The 23411-nt window shown below is 48.9% G+C and carries 23 protein-coding genes; 19 read left to right on the top strand and 4 right to left on the bottom strand.

Features of this window, described 5'->3' with window-relative positions; all coding sequences use genetic code 11:
* The first annotated feature begins 1 nt into the window (after position 1).
* Together LC508_RS10850 and LC508_RS10845 are read left to right on the top strand one after the other, a co-directional pair.
* On the top strand, positions 2 to 196 hold the full coding sequence (locus LC508_RS10850; RefSeq protein WP_054353512.1) for a hypothetical protein: 195 nt from the start codon (positions 2 to 4) through the stop codon (positions 194 to 196).
* A gap of 22 nt (positions 197 to 218) precedes the next feature.
* A complete protein-coding gene (locus LC508_RS10845) occupies positions 219 to 662 on the top strand; it encodes a GNAT family N-acetyltransferase (protein ID WP_054353511.1) in 444 nt (147 codons plus the stop codon).
* A gap of 108 nt (positions 663 to 770) precedes the next feature.
* On the opposite strand, the gene LC508_RS10840 is transcribed toward LC508_RS10845, so the two are convergent.
* Positions 771 to 1292 carry an ECF transporter S component gene (locus tag LC508_RS10840; RefSeq protein WP_033142509.1) on the bottom strand — a complete coding sequence of 174 codons (522 nt, stop codon included), beginning with the start codon at positions 1290 to 1292 and terminating at the stop codon, positions 771 to 773.
* A 115-nt stretch (positions 1293 to 1407) separates the two neighbouring features.
* Positions 1408 to 1980, bottom strand: coding sequence for a xanthine phosphoribosyltransferase (locus tag LC508_RS10835; RefSeq protein ID WP_103733217.1), 573 nt, complete (start codon positions 1978 to 1980; stop codon positions 1408 to 1410).
* A 264-nt stretch (positions 1981 to 2244) separates the two neighbouring features.
* On the opposite strand from LC508_RS10835, the gene LC508_RS10830 reads away from it, so the two are divergent.
* The 14 genes from LC508_RS10830 (at position 2245) to LC508_RS10765 (ending at position 15888) form a co-directional block, all read left to right on the top strand.
* Positions 2245 to 2475 (top strand): hypothetical protein, encoded by a 231-nt coding sequence (locus LC508_RS10830; protein WP_054353510.1) that lies wholly within the window; start codon positions 2245 to 2247, stop codon positions 2473 to 2475.
* Positions 2476 to 2560: 85 nt separating this feature from the next.
* Positions 2561 to 2935: a metal-sensing transcriptional repressor gene (locus LC508_RS10825; protein ID WP_054353509.1), complete on the top strand. Its 375-nt coding sequence runs from the start codon at positions 2561 to 2563 to the stop codon at positions 2933 to 2935.
* 31 nt (positions 2936 to 2966) lie between these two features.
* The gene (locus tag LC508_RS10820; RefSeq protein ID WP_033142505.1) at positions 2967 to 3809 is read left to right on the top strand and encodes an Mrp/NBP35 family ATP-binding protein; all 843 of its coding nucleotides are present in this window, start codon (positions 2967 to 2969) and stop codon (positions 3807 to 3809) included.
* Positions 3810 to 4172: 363 nt separating this feature from the next.
* Positions 4173 to 4400, top strand: coding sequence for an HPr family phosphocarrier protein (locus tag LC508_RS10815; protein WP_033142504.1), 228 nt, complete (start codon positions 4173 to 4175; stop codon positions 4398 to 4400).
* Positions 4401 to 4569: 169 nt separating this feature from the next.
* On the top strand, positions 4570 to 6942 hold the full coding sequence (locus tag LC508_RS10810; RefSeq protein WP_103731778.1) for a helicase C-terminal domain-containing protein: 2373 nt from the start codon (positions 4570 to 4572) through the stop codon (positions 6940 to 6942).
* Positions 6943 to 6983: 41 nt separating this feature from the next.
* Entirely contained in the window at positions 6984 to 7751 is a 768-nt protein-coding gene (locus tag LC508_RS10805; RefSeq protein WP_033142502.1) for a hydroxypyruvate isomerase family protein, read from the top strand.
* 124 nt (positions 7752 to 7875) lie between these two features.
* Complete coding sequence (locus LC508_RS10800; protein WP_033142544.1) at positions 7876 to 8247, top strand: RidA family protein; 372 nt, start codon at positions 7876 to 7878, stop codon at positions 8245 to 8247.
* A gap of 169 nt (positions 8248 to 8416) precedes the next feature.
* A complete protein-coding gene (locus LC508_RS10795; protein WP_033142501.1) occupies positions 8417 to 9196 on the top strand; it encodes a class I SAM-dependent methyltransferase in 780 nt (259 codons plus the stop codon).
* Positions 9189 to 10883, top strand: a complete 1695-nt coding sequence (locus LC508_RS10790; protein ID WP_103731777.1) for a methyltransferase domain-containing protein — start codon at positions 9189 to 9191, stop codon at positions 10881 to 10883. Before LC508_RS10795 ends, LC508_RS10790 begins: the two co-directional genes overlap by 8 nt.
* Before the next feature lie 4 nt (positions 10884 to 10887).
* Positions 10888 to 11838: a nickel ABC transporter permease gene (gene nikB, locus LC508_RS10785; RefSeq protein WP_033142499.1), complete on the top strand. Its 951-nt coding sequence runs from the start codon at positions 10888 to 10890 to the stop codon at positions 11836 to 11838.
* On the top strand, positions 11835 to 12674 hold the full coding sequence (nikC, locus tag LC508_RS10780) for a nickel transporter permease (RefSeq protein ID WP_118594125.1): 840 nt from the start codon (positions 11835 to 11837) through the stop codon (positions 12672 to 12674). The genes nikB and nikC overlap by 4 nt, the downstream gene beginning before the upstream one ends.
* A 2-nt stretch (positions 12675 to 12676) precedes the next feature.
* Positions 12677 to 14260 carry an ABC transporter substrate-binding protein gene (locus tag LC508_RS10775; RefSeq protein ID WP_033142497.1) on the top strand — a complete coding sequence of 528 codons (1584 nt, stop codon included), beginning with the start codon at positions 12677 to 12679 and terminating at the stop codon, positions 14258 to 14260.
* A gap of 83 nt (positions 14261 to 14343) precedes the next feature.
* Positions 14344 to 15129 carry an ABC transporter ATP-binding protein gene (locus LC508_RS10770; RefSeq protein WP_103731775.1) on the top strand — a complete coding sequence of 262 codons (786 nt, stop codon included), beginning with the start codon at positions 14344 to 14346 and terminating at the stop codon, positions 15127 to 15129.
* Between the two features lie 3 nt (positions 15130 to 15132).
* Positions 15133 to 15888 (top strand): ABC transporter ATP-binding protein, encoded by a 756-nt coding sequence (locus LC508_RS10765; RefSeq protein WP_033142496.1) that lies wholly within the window; start codon positions 15133 to 15135, stop codon positions 15886 to 15888.
* A 10-nt stretch (positions 15889 to 15898) separates the two neighbouring features.
* Here the strand turns inward: LC508_RS10765 and LC508_RS10760 are convergent, their stop codons facing one another.
* Together LC508_RS10760 and LC508_RS10755 are read right to left on the bottom strand one after the other, a co-directional pair.
* Positions 15899 to 16780, bottom strand: a complete 882-nt coding sequence (locus tag LC508_RS10760; RefSeq protein ID WP_103731774.1) for a LysR family transcriptional regulator — start codon at positions 16778 to 16780, stop codon at positions 15899 to 15901.
* Positions 16781 to 16875: 95 nt separating this feature from the next.
* On the bottom strand, positions 16876 to 18099 hold the full coding sequence (locus LC508_RS10755; protein ID WP_033142494.1) for an MFS transporter: 1224 nt from the start codon (positions 18097 to 18099) through the stop codon (positions 16876 to 16878).
* A 563-nt stretch (positions 18100 to 18662) separates the two neighbouring features.
* Here LC508_RS10755 and LC508_RS10750 point away from each other — a divergent pair.
* The 3 genes from LC508_RS10750 (at position 18663) to LC508_RS10740 (ending at position 23394) form a co-directional block, all read left to right on the top strand.
* Positions 18663 to 22430: a phosphoribosylformylglycinamidine synthase gene (locus LC508_RS10750; RefSeq protein WP_103732932.1), complete on the top strand. Its 3768-nt coding sequence runs from the start codon at positions 18663 to 18665 to the stop codon at positions 22428 to 22430.
* A 287-nt stretch (positions 22431 to 22717) separates the two neighbouring features.
* Positions 22718 to 23110 (top strand): type II toxin-antitoxin system RelE/ParE family toxin, encoded by a 393-nt coding sequence (locus tag LC508_RS10745; protein WP_052099608.1) that lies wholly within the window; start codon positions 22718 to 22720, stop codon positions 23108 to 23110.
* On the top strand, positions 23107 to 23394 hold the full coding sequence (locus tag LC508_RS10740) for a helix-turn-helix domain-containing protein (RefSeq protein ID WP_033142492.1): 288 nt from the start codon (positions 23107 to 23109) through the stop codon (positions 23392 to 23394). The genes LC508_RS10745 and LC508_RS10740 overlap by 4 nt, the downstream gene beginning before the upstream one ends.
* The last annotated feature ends 17 nt before the right edge of the window (positions 23395 to 23411 follow it).

Below are 23411 nucleotides of genomic sequence, written 5' to 3'. Positions count from 1 at the left end.
AATGAGCGGGATAGTGGAAGAATTCGTAAACGGATACTGTAAGAACTATGATATGGCCAGGAGCGCCATATGCGAATTTGTACAGGATGAATATGGACTGCATTTTGACAGGATTGACTGTGATTACGGTAAGTGTCCCCACAGCGGAAACTGTGAGATGATGAAAAAAGTTTTTGAAATGGAAACAGAAAAATAGCAGAGAAAGGACAATCGTATTTATGCTGACGATCAGAGATATCAGAGAAGAAGACAGAGAGATATTCTTTAAGATGGAGAAAGAATTTTACGGCGGGGAGGCCTGCATCCGCACAGTGCCCCAGGAGCACTTTGAAGCAACGCTTCAGGAGTGCCTGAGAAGCAGGGAGCATGCCAGAGTGCTGATGCTGGAGGATGAAAGCGGTGTGGTTGGATATCTGCTCCTTGCCTTTACCTTCAGCAACGAGGCCGGCGGCCTTACGGTATGGCTGGAAGAGCTGTATTTTATGGAGAACGCCAGAGGAAAAGGATACGGCAGTGAGGTCTTTGCCTGGCTGGAGCAGGAATATGCCCATGCAAAGAGATTCCGCCTGGAAGCCACATACAGCAATAAAAGAGCGATCGCGCTGTATGAGAGGCTGGGATATGAAGAGCTGCATTATTTTCAGATGATAAAAGATTTATAAGATAAAAAAGATGCGGTTTGGATCGCACTGCGGCTGTCGTCTGGGAACAAAGAGCCGCGGCATCCCGGCCGCATCTTTTATGTGATGTAAAATTTTGTTATTCAGATATCACGCTGAGGCAATCATACGTTTAATGTCAGGTACCGCTGTGAGAAGCGGGTAGAGGATCAGGGAGATGATCAGTCCGCTGGCACCCTGGATCAGATTGGAGGGCACGCTCAGGAAAGCGGCTGTGCCGTACAGGAAGAATTCACAGAGACAGTAGCCGCCTGCCACGAGAACCATATCAATGATTCCGCCTGCAAAGACGCCTGCCCAGGCTGTTTTACTGTCTTTTGCTATTTTTTTATAGGCAAGGGCAGCGAACAGTGCAACCAGACCCTTGATGGCAAAGGTGATGGGAACATAGACAAAGTATCCGCCCAGCAGGTCGGCCAGACAGGAACCGATTCCCGCTGCCAGGAATCCGTAGGCAGGCCCCAGAATGATTCCGGCCAGAATGACAATGGCATCTCCGGGATGAATGTAACCGCTGGTACCCGGTGTGGGAATGCGGATGGACATGGTGGCAACACAGGCCAGTGCCGCGAAAAGTGCGGTCATTACTATCTTTTTCGTTTTGTTTTCCATAAAACCACTCCTTTATATAGACTTTCTTTTACCAAATATAGCGGAAAATTGGCATTCTATAAAGAGCCAGTTTCATAAAAAAAGAGCAGTCCAGTTTTGGACTGCCCCGTAAAACCTAGTCGCGGAAGGTGAGGGAATCATCGCTCATGGAATCCACGATCGCCAGGGATTCCACACGGATGCCTTTTTCTCTCAGCGCGTCTCCTCCGTGCTGGAAGCCTTTCTCAATGACGATGCCGGCCCCTTCCAGGGTTGCGCCCGCTGTCTCCACAATCTCAATGAGGCCCTGGAGCGCGCATCCGTTAGCCAGGAAATCATCAATAATGAGCACATGGTCTTCAGGCTGCAGAAATTTTTTTGATAATATTACATCATATACTTTTTTATGAGTAAAGGACTGGACTTTGGTGGTGTACATCTCACCGTCCAGATTCAGGCTCTGGGCTTTCTTGGCAAATACGACCGGGACGCCGAAATACTGTGCCACGATACAGGCAATACCTATGCCGGAGGCCTCGATGGTCAGAATTTTAGTGATAGGGGAGTCGGCAAATCTGTTCTTGAACTCTTTGCCAATCTCATTGATGAATGGTATATCCATCTGGTGGTTCAGGAAGCTGTCCACCTTCAGTATACTACCCGGCTTTACCGTGCCGTCTTTTAGAATACGCTCTTTTAAAAGCTGCATTTGAATTCCTCCCTGGTTTTACGTGTCGGAAGCTGGCTCTACGCTGCCGTTTACGGCAGATGTCAGAGGCCTTCCGTTTTTTCTGGTAACTATCATAATACGATATTTATCCTGGCTTGGCAATTTGTTTTTAAATTTTTTGTAAAATATGAGGGAAAAATGACACAAAATCTGCACGATTGTGATAAGATATAAGAAATTGGATTAAGACTGTCTGCATGGAACGGCAGGTTCTGTGCAGCACCAGGGAAAGGAAGAAGAAATATGAGAACATATGAAGTGATACATGAGATATTTAACCAGTGTCCCGGAAACCATTCCAGGGATAATTTCATCCGGGAAGTGGATATGGAGAGTCCCGAGGTATGGCTGGAGGCAAAATTCAGGTCTGAGAAAGAACTCCGCATGGAGAAAACGGAGAAGGAAGACGGGAGTGTGGTCTATGATGTGATGACAGCGGATGTACATCAGAGATTTACATTTTCGGAAATTTAGTTTCTTATATTTATTATAAACAGGGAAGGCGTTGCTTTTTTTTCTGGGTTTGATATAATAGAGAAAGCGCGAGGAGGAAACCACAATGGAAGAGATAAAACATGTCCATACACACAGTCTTCCGGACGGTACAGTGATTGAGCATGTGCATGAAAATGCCGGCGCACAGGGGCATGGGCACTCCCATTCCCATACACACACCCACACCCATACCAAGGCGGTGCTGAACCGTTTGTCCAGAGCCATCGGCCATCTGGAATCCATCCGCCGCATGGTGGAGGACGGCAGAGACTGCAGTGAAGTGCTGATACAGCTTTCGGCAGTGAAGGCGGCCATCAACAATACGGGAAAGGTGATCCTGCAGGATCATATTGAGCACTGTATCGTGGATGCAGTGGAGAGCGGGGATAAAGAGGCCCTGGAAGAATTAAATAAAGCCATTGACAGGTTTATGAAATAAAGTATAAACCGCAGTGGGAAAGGAAAGAATCATGAGTGAAGAAAAGAAACAATGCGACAGCAAGAGCTGTGATAAAAAAAGTTGTGAGGGATGCAGCCATGCAAACGGCGGCGGAATCCCAAAAGAAGAGCTGAATGCATATTCCGATATTAAAAAGGTTATCGGGGTTGTCAGTGGAAAAGGCGGCGTGGGCAAATCCTTTGTGACTGCGTCACTGGCCAATGAGATGGCATCCAAAGGTTACCGTGTGGGTATTCTGGATGCGGATATCACAGGGCCTTCCATTCCCAGGATGTACGGCATCAAAGGTTCTGCGACAGCAGATGACAACGGCATTTATCCGATTCTGACAAAGAATGATATTAAAATTATGTCCATCAATCTGCTTCTGCCGCAGGAAGAGGCTCCGGTCATCTGGAGAGGTCCGATCCTTGCCAACATGGTAAAGCAGTTCTGGACAGATGTTATATGGGGCGAGCTGGATTATCTGTTCGTGGATATGCCTCCGGGAACCGGAGATGTTCCGCTGACTGTGTTCCAGTCTCTGCCGGTGGACGGTATTGTCATTGTGTCATCTCCCCAGGATCTGGTGCATATGATTGTGAGAAAAGCTTACAACATGGCCAAGATGATGAATGTGCCGGTGATCGGTCTGGTGGAAAACTACAGCTTTGTAAAATGTCCTGACTGCGGTAAAGAGATTTACGTGTTCGGTGAGAGCAAAGTGGACGCTATCGGCGCGGAACTGGGTGTTCCGGTTATTGCCAAGATGCCTCTGGAGCCTGAACTGGCTGCCATTGTGGACGCCGGCGGTTATGCGGACGTCATCAATGAATATCTGAAAGGCTCCCTACAGTATCTGCCGAAAGCCTGAGAAATGCAGGTGCGCAGCCTGAAAATGTGCGGTAGTAAGCACTTACAGAGGGCAGGAAACGGATACAGTGACAAAATTTGGGTGCCTGATTTAGGAATATTTCTCTGTGTAAAATGAAAACTGGTATATCATGGATAAAGGGAAACGTCAATCTGCACAGTTTAGACAAGTTTCGACAAAAATATTCCTGTTCTTTTTACTAAAAAATGTGGGAAAACAGCGGTTTTTGGTGAAGAAAGGAAAATTATGGCGAAATATTGACAAAATCAGGAAGAACTGTCATAATACGTCCTAACAACAAAGAATCAAGACATAACTAAAATATCAGTTGGCGTGTTGTTTCTTAAAGAAAGGATGGTAAATATGGTACAACGCCAGATTAAGCTGAACGAGACAGGCGACGTGAAAGAGTTTGTCAGCGAAGCGAGCAAATGTGAATTTGATATCGATGTTTTTTACAACAGAGTAATCATTGATGCGAAGTCAATCCTTGGGGTTTTGAGCATGGATTTGACGCGTGTGCTCACAGTAAGATGCAATGGGCATGATGAGAGATTCGATAGGTTTCTGGACAGATATGCGATTGCTTAGAGGGGGATTTCTCAGGAACTGATATGTTAATTTTTGAGCGGAAGAACACCGTTGGTGGGGCTTCCGCTCTTTTTTTGTTTGTGGAGACAACAGGTTGGCGGACGGGTAAGCGCGGCGGAAACGGGAGAGGGGATGTACAGGAACATAGGTTCTGTGTTAGAATGGGGGTATGGATGAGATGAAGGAAGTTATCAGGATATCGGTTAGGAATCTGGTGGAGTTTATACTGCGCAGTGGGAATTTGGATAACCGGAGGACAGTGTCTGCGGACCGGGAGGCTATGAGGAAAGGGAGTAAGGTACACCGGAAAATACAGAAGCAGATGGGGCTGTCTTATCGGGCAGAGGTTCCCCTGGTGTGGGAGGAAGAATTTGATGAATTTGTTGTCCGGCTGGAAGGCAGGGCAGATGGGATCATAGAGGAGAAGGATGGAGTTACCATTGATGAGATCAAGGGTGTTTACAGGGATCTGGAATTCCTGGAGGAGCCGGTGCCGGTTCATAGGGCACAGGCTATGTGTTATGCCTATATTTACGGGACGCAGAAGGAATTAGAAAAGATCGGGGTGCAGATGACGTATTGTCAGCTGGAGACAGAGCAGGTGAAGCGGTTCCGGGAAGAGATGTCTGTGTCTGCGCTGAAAAAGTGGTTCTCGGATCTAATGGGGCAGTATTATAAATGGGCTTATTTTCAGTATAAAAGAAGGATGGAACGCAGGGAGTCCATGCAGGGGCTGGAGTTTCCTTATGTGTATCGGGAGGGACAGAAGAATCTGACAGCCGGGGTCTATCACACATTCAGGAGCGGGAAACAACTGTTTATTCAGGCGCCTACCGGGATTGGGAAGACTATGGCAGCCCTTTTTCCGGCTGTGCGGGCTGTGGGAGAAGGTTATGGTGATAAGATTTTCTATCTGACAGCCAAGACGATCACCAGGACGGTGGCGGAGGAGGCGTTTTCTATTCTCAAAGGGAAAGGACTGTCGTATAAGACACTCACGATCACCTCCAAGGAAAAAATGTGCCTGATGGATGAGGTGGAGTGTAATCCCGAGAAGTGTCCTTATGCCAATGGGCATTTTGACAGAGTGAATGACGCGGTGTATGAGCTTCTGACAGAGCAGGACACGTATCAGCGGGAGGAACTGCTTATGCAGGCACGGAAGTGGCAGGTGTGTCCTTTTGAGATGTGTCTGGATACTTCCACCTGGGTGGACGCGGTGATCTGTGATTATAATTATGTGTTTGATCCGAATGTGTATCTGAAGCGGTTTTTTGGGGATGGCGTGAAGGGGGATTATCTGTTTTTGATCGACGAGGCCCATAACCTGGTAGACCGGGGAAGGAATATGTACAGCGCGGTGCTCTGTAAAGAGGATTTTCTGGAAGTGAAGAAAGCAGTGAAGGAGCACAGCAGAAAGCTGGAGAGGATTCTGGAAAAGTGTAATAAGGTACTGCTGGAATATAAGAGGGAGTGCCAGGATGAGTACAGGGTAATGGAAAATATAGGAGCGCTGGCGCTGCAGCTTATGAATCTTCTGGGAGAGATGGAAAATTTTCTGGAGAGAGAGCAGGAGGAAAAGGTGCGCAGTACTGTGCTGGAGTTTTCCTTTGCAGTGCGGCATTTTTTAAATATGTATGATCTGGTGGATGAGAACTATGTGATCTATACGCATCACGGGGCAGAGGGGAGATTTTATCTGACATTGTTCTGTGTGAATCCCAAGGTGAATCTGCAGGAGTGTTTGAATAAGGGGAGAGGAAGCGTGTTCTTTTCCGCTACGCTGCTGCCTATGGGATATTACAGGTCGCTGTTCAGCACCAGGGAGGATGATTATGCCATCTGCGCAGCGTCCCCGTTTCCGCGGGAGAATCTGAAGCTCCTCATTGCCAGGGATGTGAGCAGTAAGTATACCAGGCGGGGGGAGGAGGAGTATGGTAAGCTGGCGCAGTATATTCTGCAGACCGTAACCGTGAAGAGGGGGAATTATATGGTGTTTTTTCCTTCTTATCGGATGCTGCAGGATGTGTATGAGATCTTTGAGGAGAAGAGTCTGGGGATGGGGCTGGAGTGTGTGCTGCAGTCAGGAAATATGACCGAGGGGGAGAAGGAAGCGTTTCTGGAACGGTTTGAGGGAGAATCGGATGGGACGCTGGTAGGATTTTGTGTGATGGGCGGTATTTTTTCGGAAGGGATAGATCTGACCGGGGAGAAGCTGATCGGGGCAATTCTGGTGGGGACAGGGCTGCCGCAGGTGGGATATGAGAGGGAGATCTTGAAAAATTATTATGATGAGAAGAATAAAGCGGGGTTTGAGTATGCCTACAGATATCCCGGGATGAATAAGGTACTGCAGTCTGCCGGGAGGGTGATACGGACGAAAGAGGACAGAGGGGTTGTGCTGCTTTTGGATGAGAGATTTCTGCAGAGGGCCTATAGGGAGTTGTTTCCGGGGGAATGGGAAGGGTATGAGGTTTGTTCGTTGGGGGATGAGAGGGAGAGGGTGGAAAAATTTTGGGAGGCCGAGACCCGGGACAGGTGATACAGGTTATGCTGACTTACTGACAAAAGGAGGGAAACGATTTGAAGATTTCTGTGTGCGTGGACGCAGTCTATGCAGGAAAAGACATGAGGGATGCCATTGATGATGTGCTGGCAAACGGGCTGGATACCATTGAATTTTGGGGCTGGGAGGATAAGGATATACAGAAGCTCAGGGAATACCAGGAAGAAAAAGGGTTCTGTGTTGCGGCATTCTGTACAAAATTCATCAGCCTTACGGACCCTATGCTTCGCAGTGACTATGTGAAAGGACTGGAGGAGACGCTGGACATTGCAGAGCGTTTAAACTGCAGATGCCTGATAACACAGACCGGGGCGGATACAGGGGCAGGCAGGGAACTGCAGAGAAAGTCACTGGTGGAAGGACTGAAAGCCTGTGCGCCTCTGTTGGAAAAGAAAGGGGTCACCCTGGTGGTGGAGCCGCTGAATCTGAGAGTGGACCATAGGGGATATTTTCTCTCCGGTTCGGATGAGGCGGCAGAGATCATAAAAGAGGTGGGAAGTCCAAATGTAAAAATGCTGTTTGACATCTATCATCAGCAGATCACAGAGGGAGATTTGGTCCGGAGGATCCGGGAGTATCTTCCATATATAGGGCATTTCCACGCGGCAGGTAATCCGGGACGGCATGAGCTTTATCAGTCGGAGATCAATTACCCCTATGTATTTCAGGCAATCGAGGACGGGGCATATGAGGGTTACATGGGACTGGAATATTTCCCGGAGGACGTGCCGGGGACAGGACTTGCCTACGCAAAGAAGTTGGCGGGAGGGCTATATCGGCAGTAAATTCTGGGGGCATACAGAGGAAACAGCGTTACTTTGACTTGACCGTTCCCTTTTGGAAACGTATAATATATACATTCCCCGGGATAAAAGGGGAAGATTTGTAATTCAGAAGGGAGATATTTTTATGAAGGTAGTAAGCACAGATAAGGCTCCGGCAGCGATCGGACCATATTCACAGGCAATGATTTTAAACGGTGTGGTTTTCACATCCGGCCAGATTCCCATTGACCCGGCTACAGGTGAGATCACAGCCAAGACCATCGAGGAGCAGGCAGAACAGGTGATGAAGAACCTGGGCGAAGTGCTGAAAGAGGCGGGAAGCAGCTATGAGAAGACAGTTAAGACAACCTGTTTTCTGTCAGATATGGGCGATTTCGCAGCATTCAATGAAATATATGGAAAATATTTCACAGGCAAACCGGCACGCTCCTGCGTGGCAGTAAAGACTCTGCCTAAGAATGTGCTGTGCGAAGTGGAAGCCATCGCTGAAATTTAACAAAAATGCGGATATTGAAATGCCATAATCCCCCCATGGGGCTTGTGGCATTTTTTTTGTTCTGATAAAGTAAAGTGGTCAGGATATCAAAAGGCTCCGGGGCAGGGGGACTGTCTTGTTCTGCCCCGAAACCTTTTGATATCCTTGAGAGTATATAAAGGACGGAAGAATGAAAATGCTGTTGGAAAAAATAGAAAAATACTGGAGTACCCGCACGGAGGGGTATTCCGAAGTGAATCACAAGGAGCTGGAGGGAATGCAGAAAGAAGCCTGGCTGGATGTGCTGGAGGCAGAATTTCCCAAGATGCCCAAGGAGGAAATCAAAATACTGGATATTGGCACAGGCCCGGGCTTTTTCCCCATGATCCTGGCAGAGGCGGGATACCGTGTCACTGCAGTGGATTATACAAGGGAGATGCTTCATAAGGCTATGGAAAACGCGGGCAGTCTGTGTGAAAGGATTGACTTTTACCGGATGGATGCCCAGAACCTCGGGTTTGAGGACAATACTTTCGATGTGGTGATCTCCAGAAACCTGACCTGGAATCTGGAAAAACCGTGGCAGGCTTACAGGGAATGGTACCGGGTGCTGAAACCCGGCGGCAGGCTTTTGAATTTTGATGCCAACTGGTACGGCTATCTCTACGATGAGGAAAAGCGGAAGGCCTATGAGCAGGACAGGAAAAATGTGGAGCAGCATAGCCTGGATGATCATTACCTGTGTACAGATATTGACGCCATGGAGCAGATCGCCCTTGAGATGCCCCTGTCCGCCAAAACGCGTCCGGGCTGGGATGCAGAGATATTAAAAGAAACAGGATTTGCCGAGATACATACAGATACGAAGGTCTGGGAACGGGTCTGGAGTGAAGAGGAGAAGCTGAACTACGGCTCCACACCCATGTTTATGATCCATGGACGGAAAGGGGACAGCAAAGTTTATGCTTAATACGAAAACATTTACGATTGGCAATATGAAAGCGGGACCGGGGGAATCCTGCAGTGGATTACTGGAACTGGCGGAGGGAAAATTTAAACTGCCGGCAGCTGTTTTAAACGGAGAAAAGCCGGGGAAGACCGTTCTCATCATGGCTGGTGTCCATGCTGGGGAATATGTGGGCATACAGGCAGCCATGGAGCTGGCGGAAAAACTGAAAATAAAGAAGATCAACGGGACGGTGGTGATCGTCAAGGTCATATGCAGGGAGGCATTTGAATGCAGGGGCGGAAGCCTGGGTGTGGAGGATGGAAAGAACCTGAACCGGGAATTTCCCGGAGATCCCGAAGGAAGTGCCACACAGCAGCTTGCCTGGGCAATCACCCGGGAATTGTTTCCGGCGGTTGATTTTTGTATTGACTTACACAGTGGTGACGATTATGAGCAGCTTACCCCTTATGTGTATTATGCGGGTAAGGCCGAAGAACGTGTTGTGGCAATGTCAAGAAAAATGGCAGAGCAGGTGGACGTGCCCTACATGGTGCGCTCCACGGTTGCCACAGGCGGTGCCTACAATTATGCAGCGCATATGGGAATTCCCGGCATTCTCATAGAGAGAGGCGGCATGGGCGGCTGGACCATGGAGGAAGTCCGCTCAACCAGAAGGGATGTGCGGAATGTCCTCTGCTCTCTGGGTATCTACGAGGGACAGAGGGATTACCGCATCTATTATCCTCTCGATGTGGTTGATATCCGATACCAGGCTGCATCCGCCACAGGCTTCTGGTATCCCTATAAGATGCCGGGAGATATGATCCAGGGAGGCGAGGTCCTGGGTACGGTAAAGGACTATGAGGGAAATGTGACGGAAGTCTGCCGCGCGGAATGCGACGGCGTTATCCTCTACCAGACAGGCAGCCTGCAGGTACTGGAAAACGGTCCCATGATCGCATACGGAAGGATCGTCAGGAATTTTGACGACAGAAAAGAGCGGATCACGGAATACTGGGCAAAGCGCAGTGAGAGCTTCATGGAGCAGAGGCGCAGAGAGCTGAAAAGCCCCCTTGCGGACCGCTGGCTCAGGGAGATAGGACGAAAACTTCCGGACAGGAAGAACCTGAAAATCCTGGACGTGGGATGCGGATCCGGCTTCTTTTCTATCCTGCTGGCCAGGCTGGGCCATGAGGTGACAGGGACGGATCTGACCCCTGAGATGATCGTCAATTCCAAACAACTGGCCAGAGAGGAAAATGTGTCCTGCCGTTTCCTGGTCATGGATGCGGAGAAACTGGAATTTGAGGACAACAGCTTTGATGTTGTCATTTCCAGGAACCTGACCTGGACGCTGCCCCATGTGAAGGAAGCCTATGAGGAGTGGGGAAGGGTGTTGAAGGAAGGGGGAATCCTTCTGAATTTTGATGCCAATTACGGTGCCAGCAATTTTGCGGACACCTCGGAACTGCCGGGTAACCATGCCCATCACACCCTGGGAGATGAAATGATGCAGGAGTGTGAGGAGATCAAGCGCCAGCTTCCCATCAGCTCCCTGGTCCGTCCGGCCTGGGATGTGGAGACTCTGGGACAGATGGGATTTGAGGAGTTTTTCATTGATCTGGGGATCAGCAGGCGGATCTATCTGGAAAAAGATGAGTTTTATAACCCTACACCGATTTTCATGATCTGCGGCAAAAAGGAATGAGGAGATGAAAAAGTATATCGTAAAAAGGCTTCTGCAGCTGATTCCCATTCTGATAGGAATCACACTGCTGTCCTTTATTCTGATGCAGGCCTCTGCCATGGACGCAGTGGATGTGATGGAGCAGAACACGGGAGGAGCCATGTCTGAGGCGGAGAAAGCGGCAGCCAGGGAAGAGCTGGGACTGGACAAGCCGCTGCCGGAACAGTATGTTGTATGGCTGAAAGGCGTGCTCACCGGTGACATGGGGAAATCCTTTGTGTCGGGACAGCCGGTGTTTACTACCTTTGTATCCAAGCTTCCGGCTACCATTGCACTGGCAGTTACTTCTCTTTTACTGACTGTGCTGATCTCTATTCCCTGCGGAATCCTGTCGGCTGTAAAACAAAACCGTTTTTGGGATTATCTCATCCGGTTTCTGAGTTTTATCGGGAATTCCCTGCCGAATTTTTTTGTGTCTCTGCTGCTCATATACTTCTTTTCCCTGAAACTCGGCTGGTTTCCTGTTATGGGGAATGCCCGGGGGTGGAAGAGCATCATTCTGCCCACGTTTACCCTGGCGCTTGCAATGGCAGCAAAATACACCAGGCAGGTCCGGGCCACAGTGCTGGAGGAATTGAATAAAGAGTATGTGCAGGGCGCACGGGCACGGGGGGTGCGGGAAAACAGAATCCTCTATTTCAGTGTCCTGAAGGCATCCATGCTGACCATAGTGACGCTTCTGGCCTTGTCCATTGGTTCCCTGCTTGGGGGGACAGCCATTGTGGAGTCCATATTTATGTGGGACGGCGTGGGAAAAATGGCTGTTGACGCCATAACCATGCGTGATTATCCGGTCATTCAGGCGTATGTTATCTGGATGGCTGTCATCTATGTACTTGTGAATCTTGTCACAGATATCATTTACTGCTGTCTGGACCCGAGAATCCGTATGGGACAGGAGGAGGCAGGAGGATGAAGAGAGACTATACAAAGCTGAAATGTATTATTTTGTCCATCCTGGTGGGACTGCTGCTTCTGGCCGCGGTTTTTGCTGATCATATCGTTCCCTATGACCCCTATGCCCAGGACCTGGAGCATGCACTTCTGCCGCCCGGCGGTGCGCACCTGCTGGGAACAGACCGGTATGGAAGAGACATGCTTTCCCGAGTGATCATGGGAGGGCAGACCACCATATTTTCCTCCCTGCTGCTGGTGCTGATCATTATGACAGTGGGAACCATGATCGGGGTGTTCTGCGGTTATAACGGCGGAAAAACAGATACGGTGCTCATGAGGATATCAGATGTCTTCCTGGCATTTCCGGGCATGGTCTTTGCCATTGCCGTCGCCGGTGTCACAGGAGGAGGCATCATCAATGCAGTTGTAGCTCTGGCCTGTATATCCTGGCCGAAGTATGCAAGGATCGCCAGGAGCCAGGTGATGGCCATGAAGGAGGCGCCGTTCATTGCGGCAGCCCGGCTGTCCGGCTCCGGGACATGGAAGATCATCAGAAAACATATGCTGCCCAATATTGCGGGGCCTGTTCTGGTCACCGGTGTCCTGGATATAGGCACTATGATGATGGAGATCGCCGGCCTGTCCTTTTTGGGACTGGGGGCAGTTCCTCCCATCGCAGAGTGGGGATCCATGATGAGCAGCGGAAGAAGCATGCTCCAGACATCCCCGTGGGTGATCCTTGCACCGGGCTTTGCAATATTTTTCACGGTCATGTTATTTAATTTGTTAGGCGATACGGTGCGGGATGTAATGGACCCGCGCAGAAATAAGAGACAGAAGAGAAAAGGAGACTGAAAATGCGTAAAAAGAGACTGTTTCATAAGAAAGCCGGTGCTGTACTTCTGCCGCTCTGTCTGGCGGCAGGGCTTTTATCCGGCTGCGGAGGCGGCAGCACAGATACGAAGACAGAAGACAATGCCTCAGCGGGGGAGAAGGTCTTTTATTACGGGGATACCACATTCAATGCGGAGAATGATGAATCGGATGTCAATCCCCACAACGGCTATTCCGGATGGGCGTGTATCCGCTATGGCATCGGAGAGACTTTATTCAAATATTCCGATAAAATGGAACTGGAACCATGGCTTGCCGCGGAATATGAAATGACAGATGAAAATACCTGGAAGATCACCCTGCGGGACAATGTGACATTTTCCAGCGGACGCAGGCTGGATGCGCAGGCGGCGAAAGAATGCCTGGATGACCTGGTGAGTGTCCATGAAAGAGCAAAGGGAGATCTGAAGATCAAGGAGATTTCCGCAGACGGACAGATCCTGACCATCACCACAGAGGAACCTGTCCCGGCACTGATCAATTATCTGTCAGACCCGTACGGCTGTATTGTGGATATGGAGGCCGGTGTATCAGAGGATGGAAATGTTGCTGGTACCGGTCCTTATATTGCTACAGAGGTCAAAACAGATACAGGGCTTACCTTAGTGAAAAATGAGAACTACTGGGATGGGGAGCCGAAGCTGGATACCATCCATGTGAAGACCATTTCTGACGGGGATACCATGACCATGGCCATGCAGTCAGGCGAACTTGACGCTGCCTACGGCCTTCCCTATGCCAGTCTGCCGCTGTTTGCAGAGAAGCCCTACACCATTTCCTCTGTGGAGACGTCCCGTTCCTTTTTCGGACAGATGAATTATGACACGCCGGCACTTCAGGATGAAAAGGTAAGAAAAGCCATTGCCATGTCCATTGACAAGGAAAATTTCACGAAAACGCTTCTTGACGGAAACGGAACTGCTGCAGAAGGCCCCTTCCCGGCAAACTTTGCCTTTGGCGATGACACCGTGACAGCGCCGAAATACAATCCGGAGGAAGCAAGAAAATTGCTGGAAGAGGCCGGCTGGAAGGACAGCGACGGAGACGGATATGTGGACAAAAACGGGGAGAATCTCACCATCCGCTGGGTGACATACCCAAGCCGTCAGGAACTTCCGCTGCTGGCAGAATCTGTGCAGGCCACCATGAAAGAGGTGGGGATCAAAGTGGACGTAAACTGTTCCGCGGATTTCCAGAGCTTTCTGGACAAAGGGGAGTGGGATATTTATGCGGGAGCGTTCGTCTGCGCGCCCACAGGAGACCCGGAATATTTCTTTACCACACACTGCCTGGATGAATCCTCCAAAAACCGCGGCGGTTACCACAGCGACAAGCTGCAGGCATTGGAAGAGGAAATGAAGTCTGCGTTTGACACAGAGAAACGCGCAGAGCTGGCAACACAGATGACGCAGACCATCCTGGATGACAATGCGTTTATTTTTGCTTCCCATCTGAAAATGTCAATCGTATCCGGCGAAGGTGTCACAGGCCTGGAAGCGCATCCCTGTGATTATTATGAGATCACAGTAGATTTGGATAAAAATTAAACGGCGGCTGTTGGGGCAGCGCAGTAAATGCGCTGACCTGCGGAATGGCTGCCGTGAATAGTACAAAAGAAAGGACTGGAAATATGGGACAGCCGATTTTATCTGTGGAACATCTGCAGGTGTGTTATACGGGGAAACCTGTTCTGGAGGATGTCAGCCTGACCCTGTTGCCGGGGCAGATCCTGGGGATCGTAGGGGAGAGCGGCAGCGGGAAAAGCACGCTGATCAGAGCTGCTATGGGGCTTCTGGGCAGCGACGGGGCAGTGACAGGCGGCAGCATCCGGTATAAGGATAAAAATGTTACGGAGCTTAAAGGGGAAGAACTGCGTAAACTGCGGGGACCTCAGATGGGAATGGTCTTCCAGAACACAGGTGCGTCCCTTTGTCCCATACGCACCATAGGAGACCAGCTTTACGAGGCAGTTCTTCAGCATGAGAAAGTATCCAGGCAGGAGATCAAAGAACGGGCCATGGACTTGTTTGATAAGATGAAGCTTGCTGACGGGGAGAGGATCTTAAACAGCTATCCTTTTGAACTGTCGGGAGGTATGAACCAGAGGGTGGGCATCATGATGGCCATGATCCTGCATCCGGACCTTCTCTTTGCAGATGAGCCCACCAGTGCCCTGGATGTGACCGTCCAGGCACAGGTGGTGCGGGAAATGATGAAGATGAGGGAACTATTCGGTACAACGATTGCTATCGTCACCCATAACATTGGCGTTGTGGAATACATGGCAGATAAAGTGGCTGTCATGTATCAGGGCAGACTGGTGGAGTATGGGGATACAGATGCAGTGATGCACCATCCCCAAAAAGAGTATACCCGCAGATTGATCAATGCGGTACTGCGGATTCACAGAGGTTAAGGCATGGGAAAAATACTGGAAGTAAAAGACCTGAAAAAGACATTTTATAAGGCAAAAAAGGCATATCCGGCTGTGAATGGCGTGAGTTTTTCGGTAAGCGAAGGTTCCTGTGTGGGAATCGTGGGTGAGAGCGGCTGCGGAAAAAGCACAACAGCCAGAATGATCACGCATCTTACAAAACCGGACGCGGGAAGTGTTCTTCTGTATGGACAGGAGATGGTGGGAGCCGGAAGAAAACAACGGAGGGAATTGTATAAAAATGTGCAGATGGTATTCCAGACCCCCCAGGATTCTTTTGACCCCAGGTGCAGTCTGGGTGACGGTATCATGGAAGGCATGATCAATTACGGGATGAAGAGAAAAGATGCCAAAGAGAAGATGAAAGAGCTGCTTTCCATGGTGGAGCTGGAGGAGACATATGCAGCCCGCTTTCCCCATGAGGTCAGCGGCGGCCAATGCCAGAGGGCAGCCATTGCAAGGGCACTGGCAGTAGAACCGGGTCTGCTCATCTGCGATGAGGCAACCAGTGCCCTTGATGTGACGGTGCAGTCCCAGATCATAGGGCTGCTCCAAAAGCTGAAAAAGGAGATGGGGCTTTCCATCCTGCTGATCTGCCATGACCTGGCGCTGGTACAGAATTTCTGTGATTATGTGCTGGTGATGTATCAGGGCATGATCGTGGAGGAAGGGACTCCGGATGAGGTGATCATGCATCCGAAAGAGGAATATACAAAGTTATTGATAGATTCTGTCTTGTGAGACGGAAAAGTCAGGTGCCGTCAAAATATTTCAGAAATTCATTTGCTGCCGCGGAGGTACTCTGCTGTTCGGTGTAAGCCAGAACCAGGTGTCTTTCGGGCAGCTCTTCTTTTATTTCAAGCCGGTACAGGCCCTTTTTCCTCTGTTCCAGGACGAAATCCGGGACAAAGGCAATCCCAAGGCCAATGTATGCCAGGTCCAGAAGCAGGTCATTACTGGACAGCTCCACCTCAGGCGTCAGGTTCAGGCCTTTCTGCAGGAACAGGCTGTGCAGGAATTCACTGGTGGTGCTTTTTTTGCTGAGCATGAGAAGGGGATACCGGTGCAGCTCTGTCAGGGAGAGCTTTTGATCCGTAAAATCAAAGTAATGCTTATTTGCGGCAAAGACATCCCGGAAAGTCAGAATTGTCTTGTAGTGTTCTTTTATCCTGAGTCTTGAATTGGGATAGTTGCAGACAATGAAGTCCACCTGTCTGTTTTCCAGCAGTTCCACGCATCCGATGGAAGTGGCATTGGTGACCTTGATATGGATATCCGGGAATTCCTGGTGGAAACGCCGCAGATACGGCACCAGAAAATATCTGCAGATGGTGTCGCTGGCACCGATCCGCAGAGGCGCCTCTGCGGAAGCTGTGTGCATGAGCTGGTTCTCACCCTGAAGAAGCAGGGAGACTGCCGGCTGTACATGGCGAAAAAGAGTTTCCCCCTCTGGTGTCAGCTCCACTTTTTTTGTGTTTCGGACAAAGAGGGGGTGGCCCAGCTTCTGTTCCAGGGATTTTACAGACTGGCTCACAGCCGATTGTGAGATAAAAAGCTGCCTTGAGGCCTCCGAAAAGCTCAGTGTGGAAGCCACGTGATAAAATACTTTATAGAGTTCAAAGCTGATATCCATAAAAATCCTCCGTTACCGGGTGTATACCCAGCTTCCTGAAAATCCTTCATTACCGGGCCTATTCCTGGCTTTTTGAAGATATCCCGTTGCCGGGGCTATTCCTGGCTTCTTAAGTTTGGAGCGGAAGTATCCGCTGCCTTTTCCTTTGCAGAGTTCTTCTGCAGTCCAAGCATGACAAGGAACAAAACAGCCGGGAATATGAGAGCAGCCAGAATTCCTGTCTTCATGGAACCCACTGCATCTGTGACAAATCCCACAACTGAAGGGCCCGCAGAGCATCCTACATCACCGGCAAGGGCAAACATGGCGTACATCATGGTACCGCCGCCCCGGCACAGCACGGCTCCCAGAGAGAAAATTCCGGGCCACATCAGACCCACAGAGAAACCGCACAGCGCGCATCCTGCCAGAGACAGAAGCGGAAGGGGGGACAAACTGGTAATGAGATACCCCACAATACATAGAGCACTGGTTCCAAGCAGGCCGTGACGGATATTCAGCTTATCGCCCTTGATACCATACAGAAGCCTGGAAAGTCCCATGAAAAATGCAAAGGCGCAGGGGCCGAGAAGGTCACCCACGGTTTTGCTCACACCAAGGCCGTCCTCTGCAAACAGGGAAGACCACTGGCTCACTGCCTGTTCCGATGCACCGGCGCAGATCATCAGCAGAAAAAGAACCCAGAAGATACCGCTTTTGAAGATGCCTCCGGGAATCTTCGTCTCCTCGTCATCTCCCTCGATGCTGTAGATAGGGATTTTGAAAAACATCAGGCAGGTGAACAGCGGAACCAGTGCCCACAGAGCCGGAAGGTACCGCCAGGAATCAATGCCGATCACAACAAAGAACAGGGTGGAGAGAATCACCACACCCATATGCCCCCAGCAGTAGAAGGAGTGTAAAAGGCTCATGGCGGATTCTTTATTCTCACTTGGGCAGGCCTCCACAATAGGACTTACGATAACTTCCAGGATTCCGCCGCCGATGGCATTGAATGCCATACAGATGAGGATACCCACATAGGCATTGGGCAGAACAAAGGGAAGCCAGGTAAATCCTGTAAGTCCCAGGGTGGTGACCAGAAAGGACGTGATCCCCACAGAACGGTATCCCACCTTTTTTATGATTCCCGGTGCCAGAAAATCTATGAGTATCTGGATACAGAAGTTTACGGTGATCAGCAGGCTGATCTTCTCAAGAGAGATGCCGAACTGGTTGTGAAAGGTGAGGAATAAAAGCGGCGGCAGGTTGTTGACGATCGCCTGGGTGATATAGCCCAGGTAGCAGCCGTAGATCGTGTGTTTTGCGGTCAGTTTCATGTTTGAATCTCCTTAGTAAATGTTGGTAACTTACTTGAGTTTAGCAAAGGGGGAGGGGCAAGTCAACTGGTTTTGTGAGAAAACCGGAAGATGGGGGGCATGCGGACGGAAGAGTACGGGAGGGGGTCTGGGGAGCCATATGCCTGCGGGCGAAGCGTTTCGCTGCCACGGAGCTAACCTGCTCCCAGTTACTAAATTCATCGGCAGTGGCCTCTTCATTAAGTAACTGGGGCAGGTGGATCTCCGCGGCGCTCCACTAGACATCGCCCGCAGGCATATGGCTCCCCAGACCCCCTCCCGTACTCTTCCTGTTCTTGGCTGCGGGAACAATTTTCTGGAATTATAAAATGAAAAAAATAAATTAAAAAACGAGTTTACATATTAGTAGTAATTATAAAAAATATAAGATATATTAATTTTATTAATGAAGTGATCCATGTTATGATAAGTAAGAAAGCGGCCGGAGAGGAGTATAATTCCTAGCTGGTGCTGAATAACACAATTCATAAGAAACCGCAATGCAGGTTTTGGTGTGCCGAAGAAAAAGGCAGAAAGGAGCCAACATGAGCAGTGTAAGACGTGTCTATGTAGAGAAGAAGCCGGCATTTGCCGTACAGGCAAAGGAGCTTGCCCATGAGATAAGTACGTATCTGGGTATTAAGGATGTGGCGGGAGTCCGCGTTCTGATTCGCTACGACGTAGAAAATATTTCCGATGAGGCATTTGAGAAAGCATGTAACTGTGTATTTTCCGAACCTCCGGTGGATGTATTATATCAGGAAACCTTTGAGATGAAGGAAGGGGACAGAATATTTTCCGTAGAGTTCCTTCCGGGACAGTTTGACCAGAGAGCAGATTCCGCTGTACAGTGTATACAGTTCTTAAAGGCAGACGAGGAGCCTATTATCCGCTCCGCCACCACCTATGTTATTGAAGGAAATATTACTGACGGGGAGTTTGAGGCTGTTAAAGAACACTGTATCAACCCGGTGGATTCCAGGGAAGCAGAGGCAGCAAAACCGGAAACACTGGTCACAAACTTTGAAGACCCTGCAGATGTAAAGATTTTTGAGGGATTCCGCCAGATGCCTGAGGCAGAGCTGAAAGAGCTGTATGCATCCCTGAATCTTGCCATGACATTCAAGGATTTCCAGCACATCCAGAACTATTTTATAAATGAAGAGGAACGTGATCCGTCCATGACAGAAATCCGTGTACTGGATACCTACTGGTCAGATCACTGCCGCCACACTACCTTCTCCACAGAGCTGAAGAACGTGGAATTCGGTGAGGGCGATTACAAAGAGCCTCTCGTAAAAACTTACGAGAAATACCTGGCTGACCGTCAGGTGATCTACAAAGACAGAGACGATAAGTTCGTATGCCTTATGGACCTGGCTTTGATGGCTATGAAAAAATTAAAAGCAGAAGGCAAGCTGGAGGATCAGGAAGAGTCCGATGAGATCAACGCCTGCAGTATTGTTGTTCCTGTTGATGTGGACGGCAAAGAAGAGGAATGGCTGATCAACTTCAAAAATGAGACTCACAACCATCCGACAGAGATCGAACCCTTCGGTGGTGCGGCTACGTGCCTCGGCGGTGCTATCCGTGATCCGCTGTCAGGACGTACCTATGTATACCAGGCTATGCGTGTGACCGGTGCGGCAGACCCGACAGTATCTGTTAAAGATACCATGAAAGGAAAACTGCCTCAGAAAAAACTGGTCAGAAGTGCAGCACATGGCTATTCATCTTACGGAAACCAGATCGGTCTTGCAACCGGATATGTAAAAGAGGTATATCATCCGAATTATGTTGCAAAACGTATGGAGATTGGTGCCGTACTTGGCGCTGCTCCGAGACGTGCAGTTATCCGTGAGAATTCTGACCCCAATGATATCATCATCCTGCTGGGCGGACGTACCGGACGTGACGGCTGCGGCGGTGCTACAGGCTCATCCAAAGTGCACACAGAAGAATCCATTGAGACCTGCGGAGCTGAGGTGCAGAAAGGAAACGCGCCGACGGAGAGAAAGATCCAGAGGCTGTTCAGAAGAGAAGAAGTAAGTAAGATCATCAAGAAGTGCAACGACTTTGGTGCAGGCGGTGTATCTGTTGCCATCGGTGAGCTGGCAGCGGGACTGCAGATCGACCTGGATAAAGTACCGAAGAAATATGCCGGCCTTGACGGAACAGAGATTGGTATCTCTGAGTCTCAGGAGCGTATGGCAGTAGTGGTTGATCCGAAAGATGCAGAGCAGTTCCTGGCTTATGCAAAAGAAGAGAACCTGGAGGCTGTTCCTGTGGCTGTTGTCACAGAAAGCCCGCGTCTGGTGATGAACTGGAGAGGAAAAACGATCGTTGATCTCTCCAGAGCATTCCTGGATACCAATGGTGCCCATCAGGAAACAGATGTATTCGTTGATGTTCCAAGCAAAGAAGGAAACATTCTGGATCGCGCAGAGGAGTCCGCAGATGTGAAAAAACGCTGGCTGGATACTCTGGCTGACTTAAACACCTGTTCTCAGAAAGGGCTGGTGGAGATGTTTGACGGTTCCATTGGAGCCGGCAGTGTATTCATGCCTTACGGCGGAAAATACCAGCTCACCGAAACACAGACAATGGTTGCAAAAGTTCCGGTATTAAATGGCAGCACAGAAACTGTCACCATGATGAGCTATGGATTTGATCCGTATCTGTCAAGCTGGAGCCCATACCACGGAGCTGTGTATGCAGTGACGGAATCTGTTGCCAGAATTGTGGCTGCAGGCGGTGATTACAGCAAGATCCGTTTCACATTCCAGGAATATTTCCGCAGAATGACAGAAGACCCGCACCGTTGGAGCCAGCCTTTTGCCGCACTGCTGGGTGCTTACGCTGCACAGCTGGGATTCGGACTTCCTTCTATTGGCGGTAAGGATTCCATGTCAGGAACATTTAATGATATTGATGTTCCTCCTACACTGGTATCCTTTGCGGTGGATGTGGCAAAACAACGAGACGTCATCACACCGGAACTGAAATCCCCGGGACATAAGCTGGTGTGGCTGCGTGCGCCGAAAGCAGAGTATGACCTTCCTGATTTTGAGGCACTGAAAGAACAGTACGCAAAACTTCATGAAGATATTCAGGCCGGACGTGTTGTGGCAGCTTATGCCATTGACCGTCAGGGTATCGCTCCTGCTGTGAGCAAAATGGCATTTGGTAACCAGATGGGTGTGAAGATTGAGCACAATGTGGACGAGAGAGACCTGTTCAGCGCAGGCTTCGGCGATATTATCTGCGAAGTAAAAGCAGAGAAAGTGGGCGAGCTGGCTATCACCTACACTCTGATCGGTGAAGTGACAGACAAGGCTGCCATTGAATATAAAGATGTGACGATTTCCATGGCAGAGGCTTTGGAAACATGGAAAACACCACTGGAGAAAGTTTTCAAAACACGCTCCGGTTCCGAGACCGACGATATTACAAAAAATGAGGACAGAGGCCTGTACAATGCCGAAAGTATTCATATCTGCTCTCATAAGATTGCACAGCCCACTGTATTTATACCGGTATTCCCGGGAACCAACTGTGAATATGACAGTACAAAGGCATTTGAGAGGGCCGGTGCAAAAGTTATCACAAAAGTGTTTAAGAACCTGGATGCAGCAGATATCCGTGACTCTGTGGACGCTTTTGAAAAATCCATTGACCAGGCACAGATCATCATGTTCCCGGGCGGATTTTCCGCAGGTGATGAGCCGGACGGTTCCGCAAAATTCTTCGCCACTGCATTTCAGAATGCGAAGATCAGAGATGCGGTTATGAGACTGGTAAATGAGAGAGACGGTCTTGCCCTTGGTATCTGCAACGGTTTCCAGGCCCTTATTAAGCTGGGACTGGTTCCGAACGGTGAGATCACCGGACAGACTGCAGATTCACCGACACTGACATTTAACACCATCGGACGCCACATTTCCAAGATGGTTTATACAAAAGTGGTTTCCAACAAATCTCCATGGCTTCAGAAAGCTGTGCTGGGCAATGTATATACGAACCCGGCATCTCATGGAGAAGGACGTTTCGTGGCAAGTGATGAGTGGCTGCAGAAACTTTTCGCCAACGGCCAGGTAGCTACCCAGTACTGTGATCTGGACGGCAATGTGACCATGGATGAAGAGTGGAATGTAAACGGCTCCTATGCATCCATCGAGGGTATCACAAGCCCTGACGGACGTATCCTGGGCAAGATGGCCCACAGTGAGCGCCGCGGGTGCGGGGTAGCCATGAATATCTATGGCGAGCAGGACATCCGGATCTTTGAATCTGGGGTGGAATACTTCAAATAATCATTTAGCAGTATAACTTATACAACAGGGAAGGCTGAGGGAAATAAAAAGTATACCCCTCAGCCCCTTGCTGATTTTTCCTAAACAAAAACAATTCTTTAATTACGAAACATTCTCATATCTATGGGATGTTTACAGACAAATCATGGTAATGATTTCTATTAGTCAATCGGCTTATTAATAATCCAGGATAAACTAATTCGATATATAAGAGCGTATAATGCAACTAAATTGACAATATGGTATATATGCCATATAATTTAAGTGTGGCAATAGAACGTCAGTATATGTCTGTTCTGTTGGTCAGAGAAAGGATATATTTGCAGAAGTATACAGTAGAATTTTATGAGAAAGTTAATGGAGAATGCCCGGTAGAGGAATTTTTAAATTCTCTTGATAAAAAGATGCTTGCAAAATTGCTGGGCATCATAAAAATACTTGAAGAAAAGGGAAATTATCTAAGAGAACCGTATAGTAAGCATCTGGAAGAAGGCATTTATGAACTTCGGGGAAAGATAGGAAATAATATAACCAGAGTTCTATATTTCTTTTATTTGGATGGAAGAATCATAATGACAAACGGTTTTGTAAAAAAGACAAATAAAACACCAAAAAAGGAAATATTGAAGGCAAAAAGATACCAATATGATTATATGAAACGGATAGGTGAGAAGATATGAGAAAATTTGATGACTTTTTTGATGAAAAAATGCAGGATCCGGAAATAAAAAAAGAGTATGAAGAATTAACGCCGGAATTTGATATTATCAGGGCAATGGTTGAGGCGAGAATGTCCTGCAATCTGACACAGAAAGAACTTGCGGAGAAAACAGGAATAAATCAGGCAGATATCAGTAAACTGGAGAATGGGACCAGGAATCCATCTCTTAAATTATTGAAACGTTTGGCAGATGGCATGGATATGAACCTTAAAATTGAATTTTTGCCAAGAAAAAATCTATAGGTAAGAGTCAAATCTGT

Source organism: Blautia parvula, from assembly GCF_020215665.1.
In the GTDB taxonomy this organism is placed as follows: Bacteria; Bacillota; Clostridia; order Lachnospirales; family Lachnospiraceae; genus Blautia; species Blautia celeris.
The sequence above is the reverse complement of the archived record's forward strand: the minus strand, read 5'-3'. Positions and strand labels throughout refer to the sequence as shown.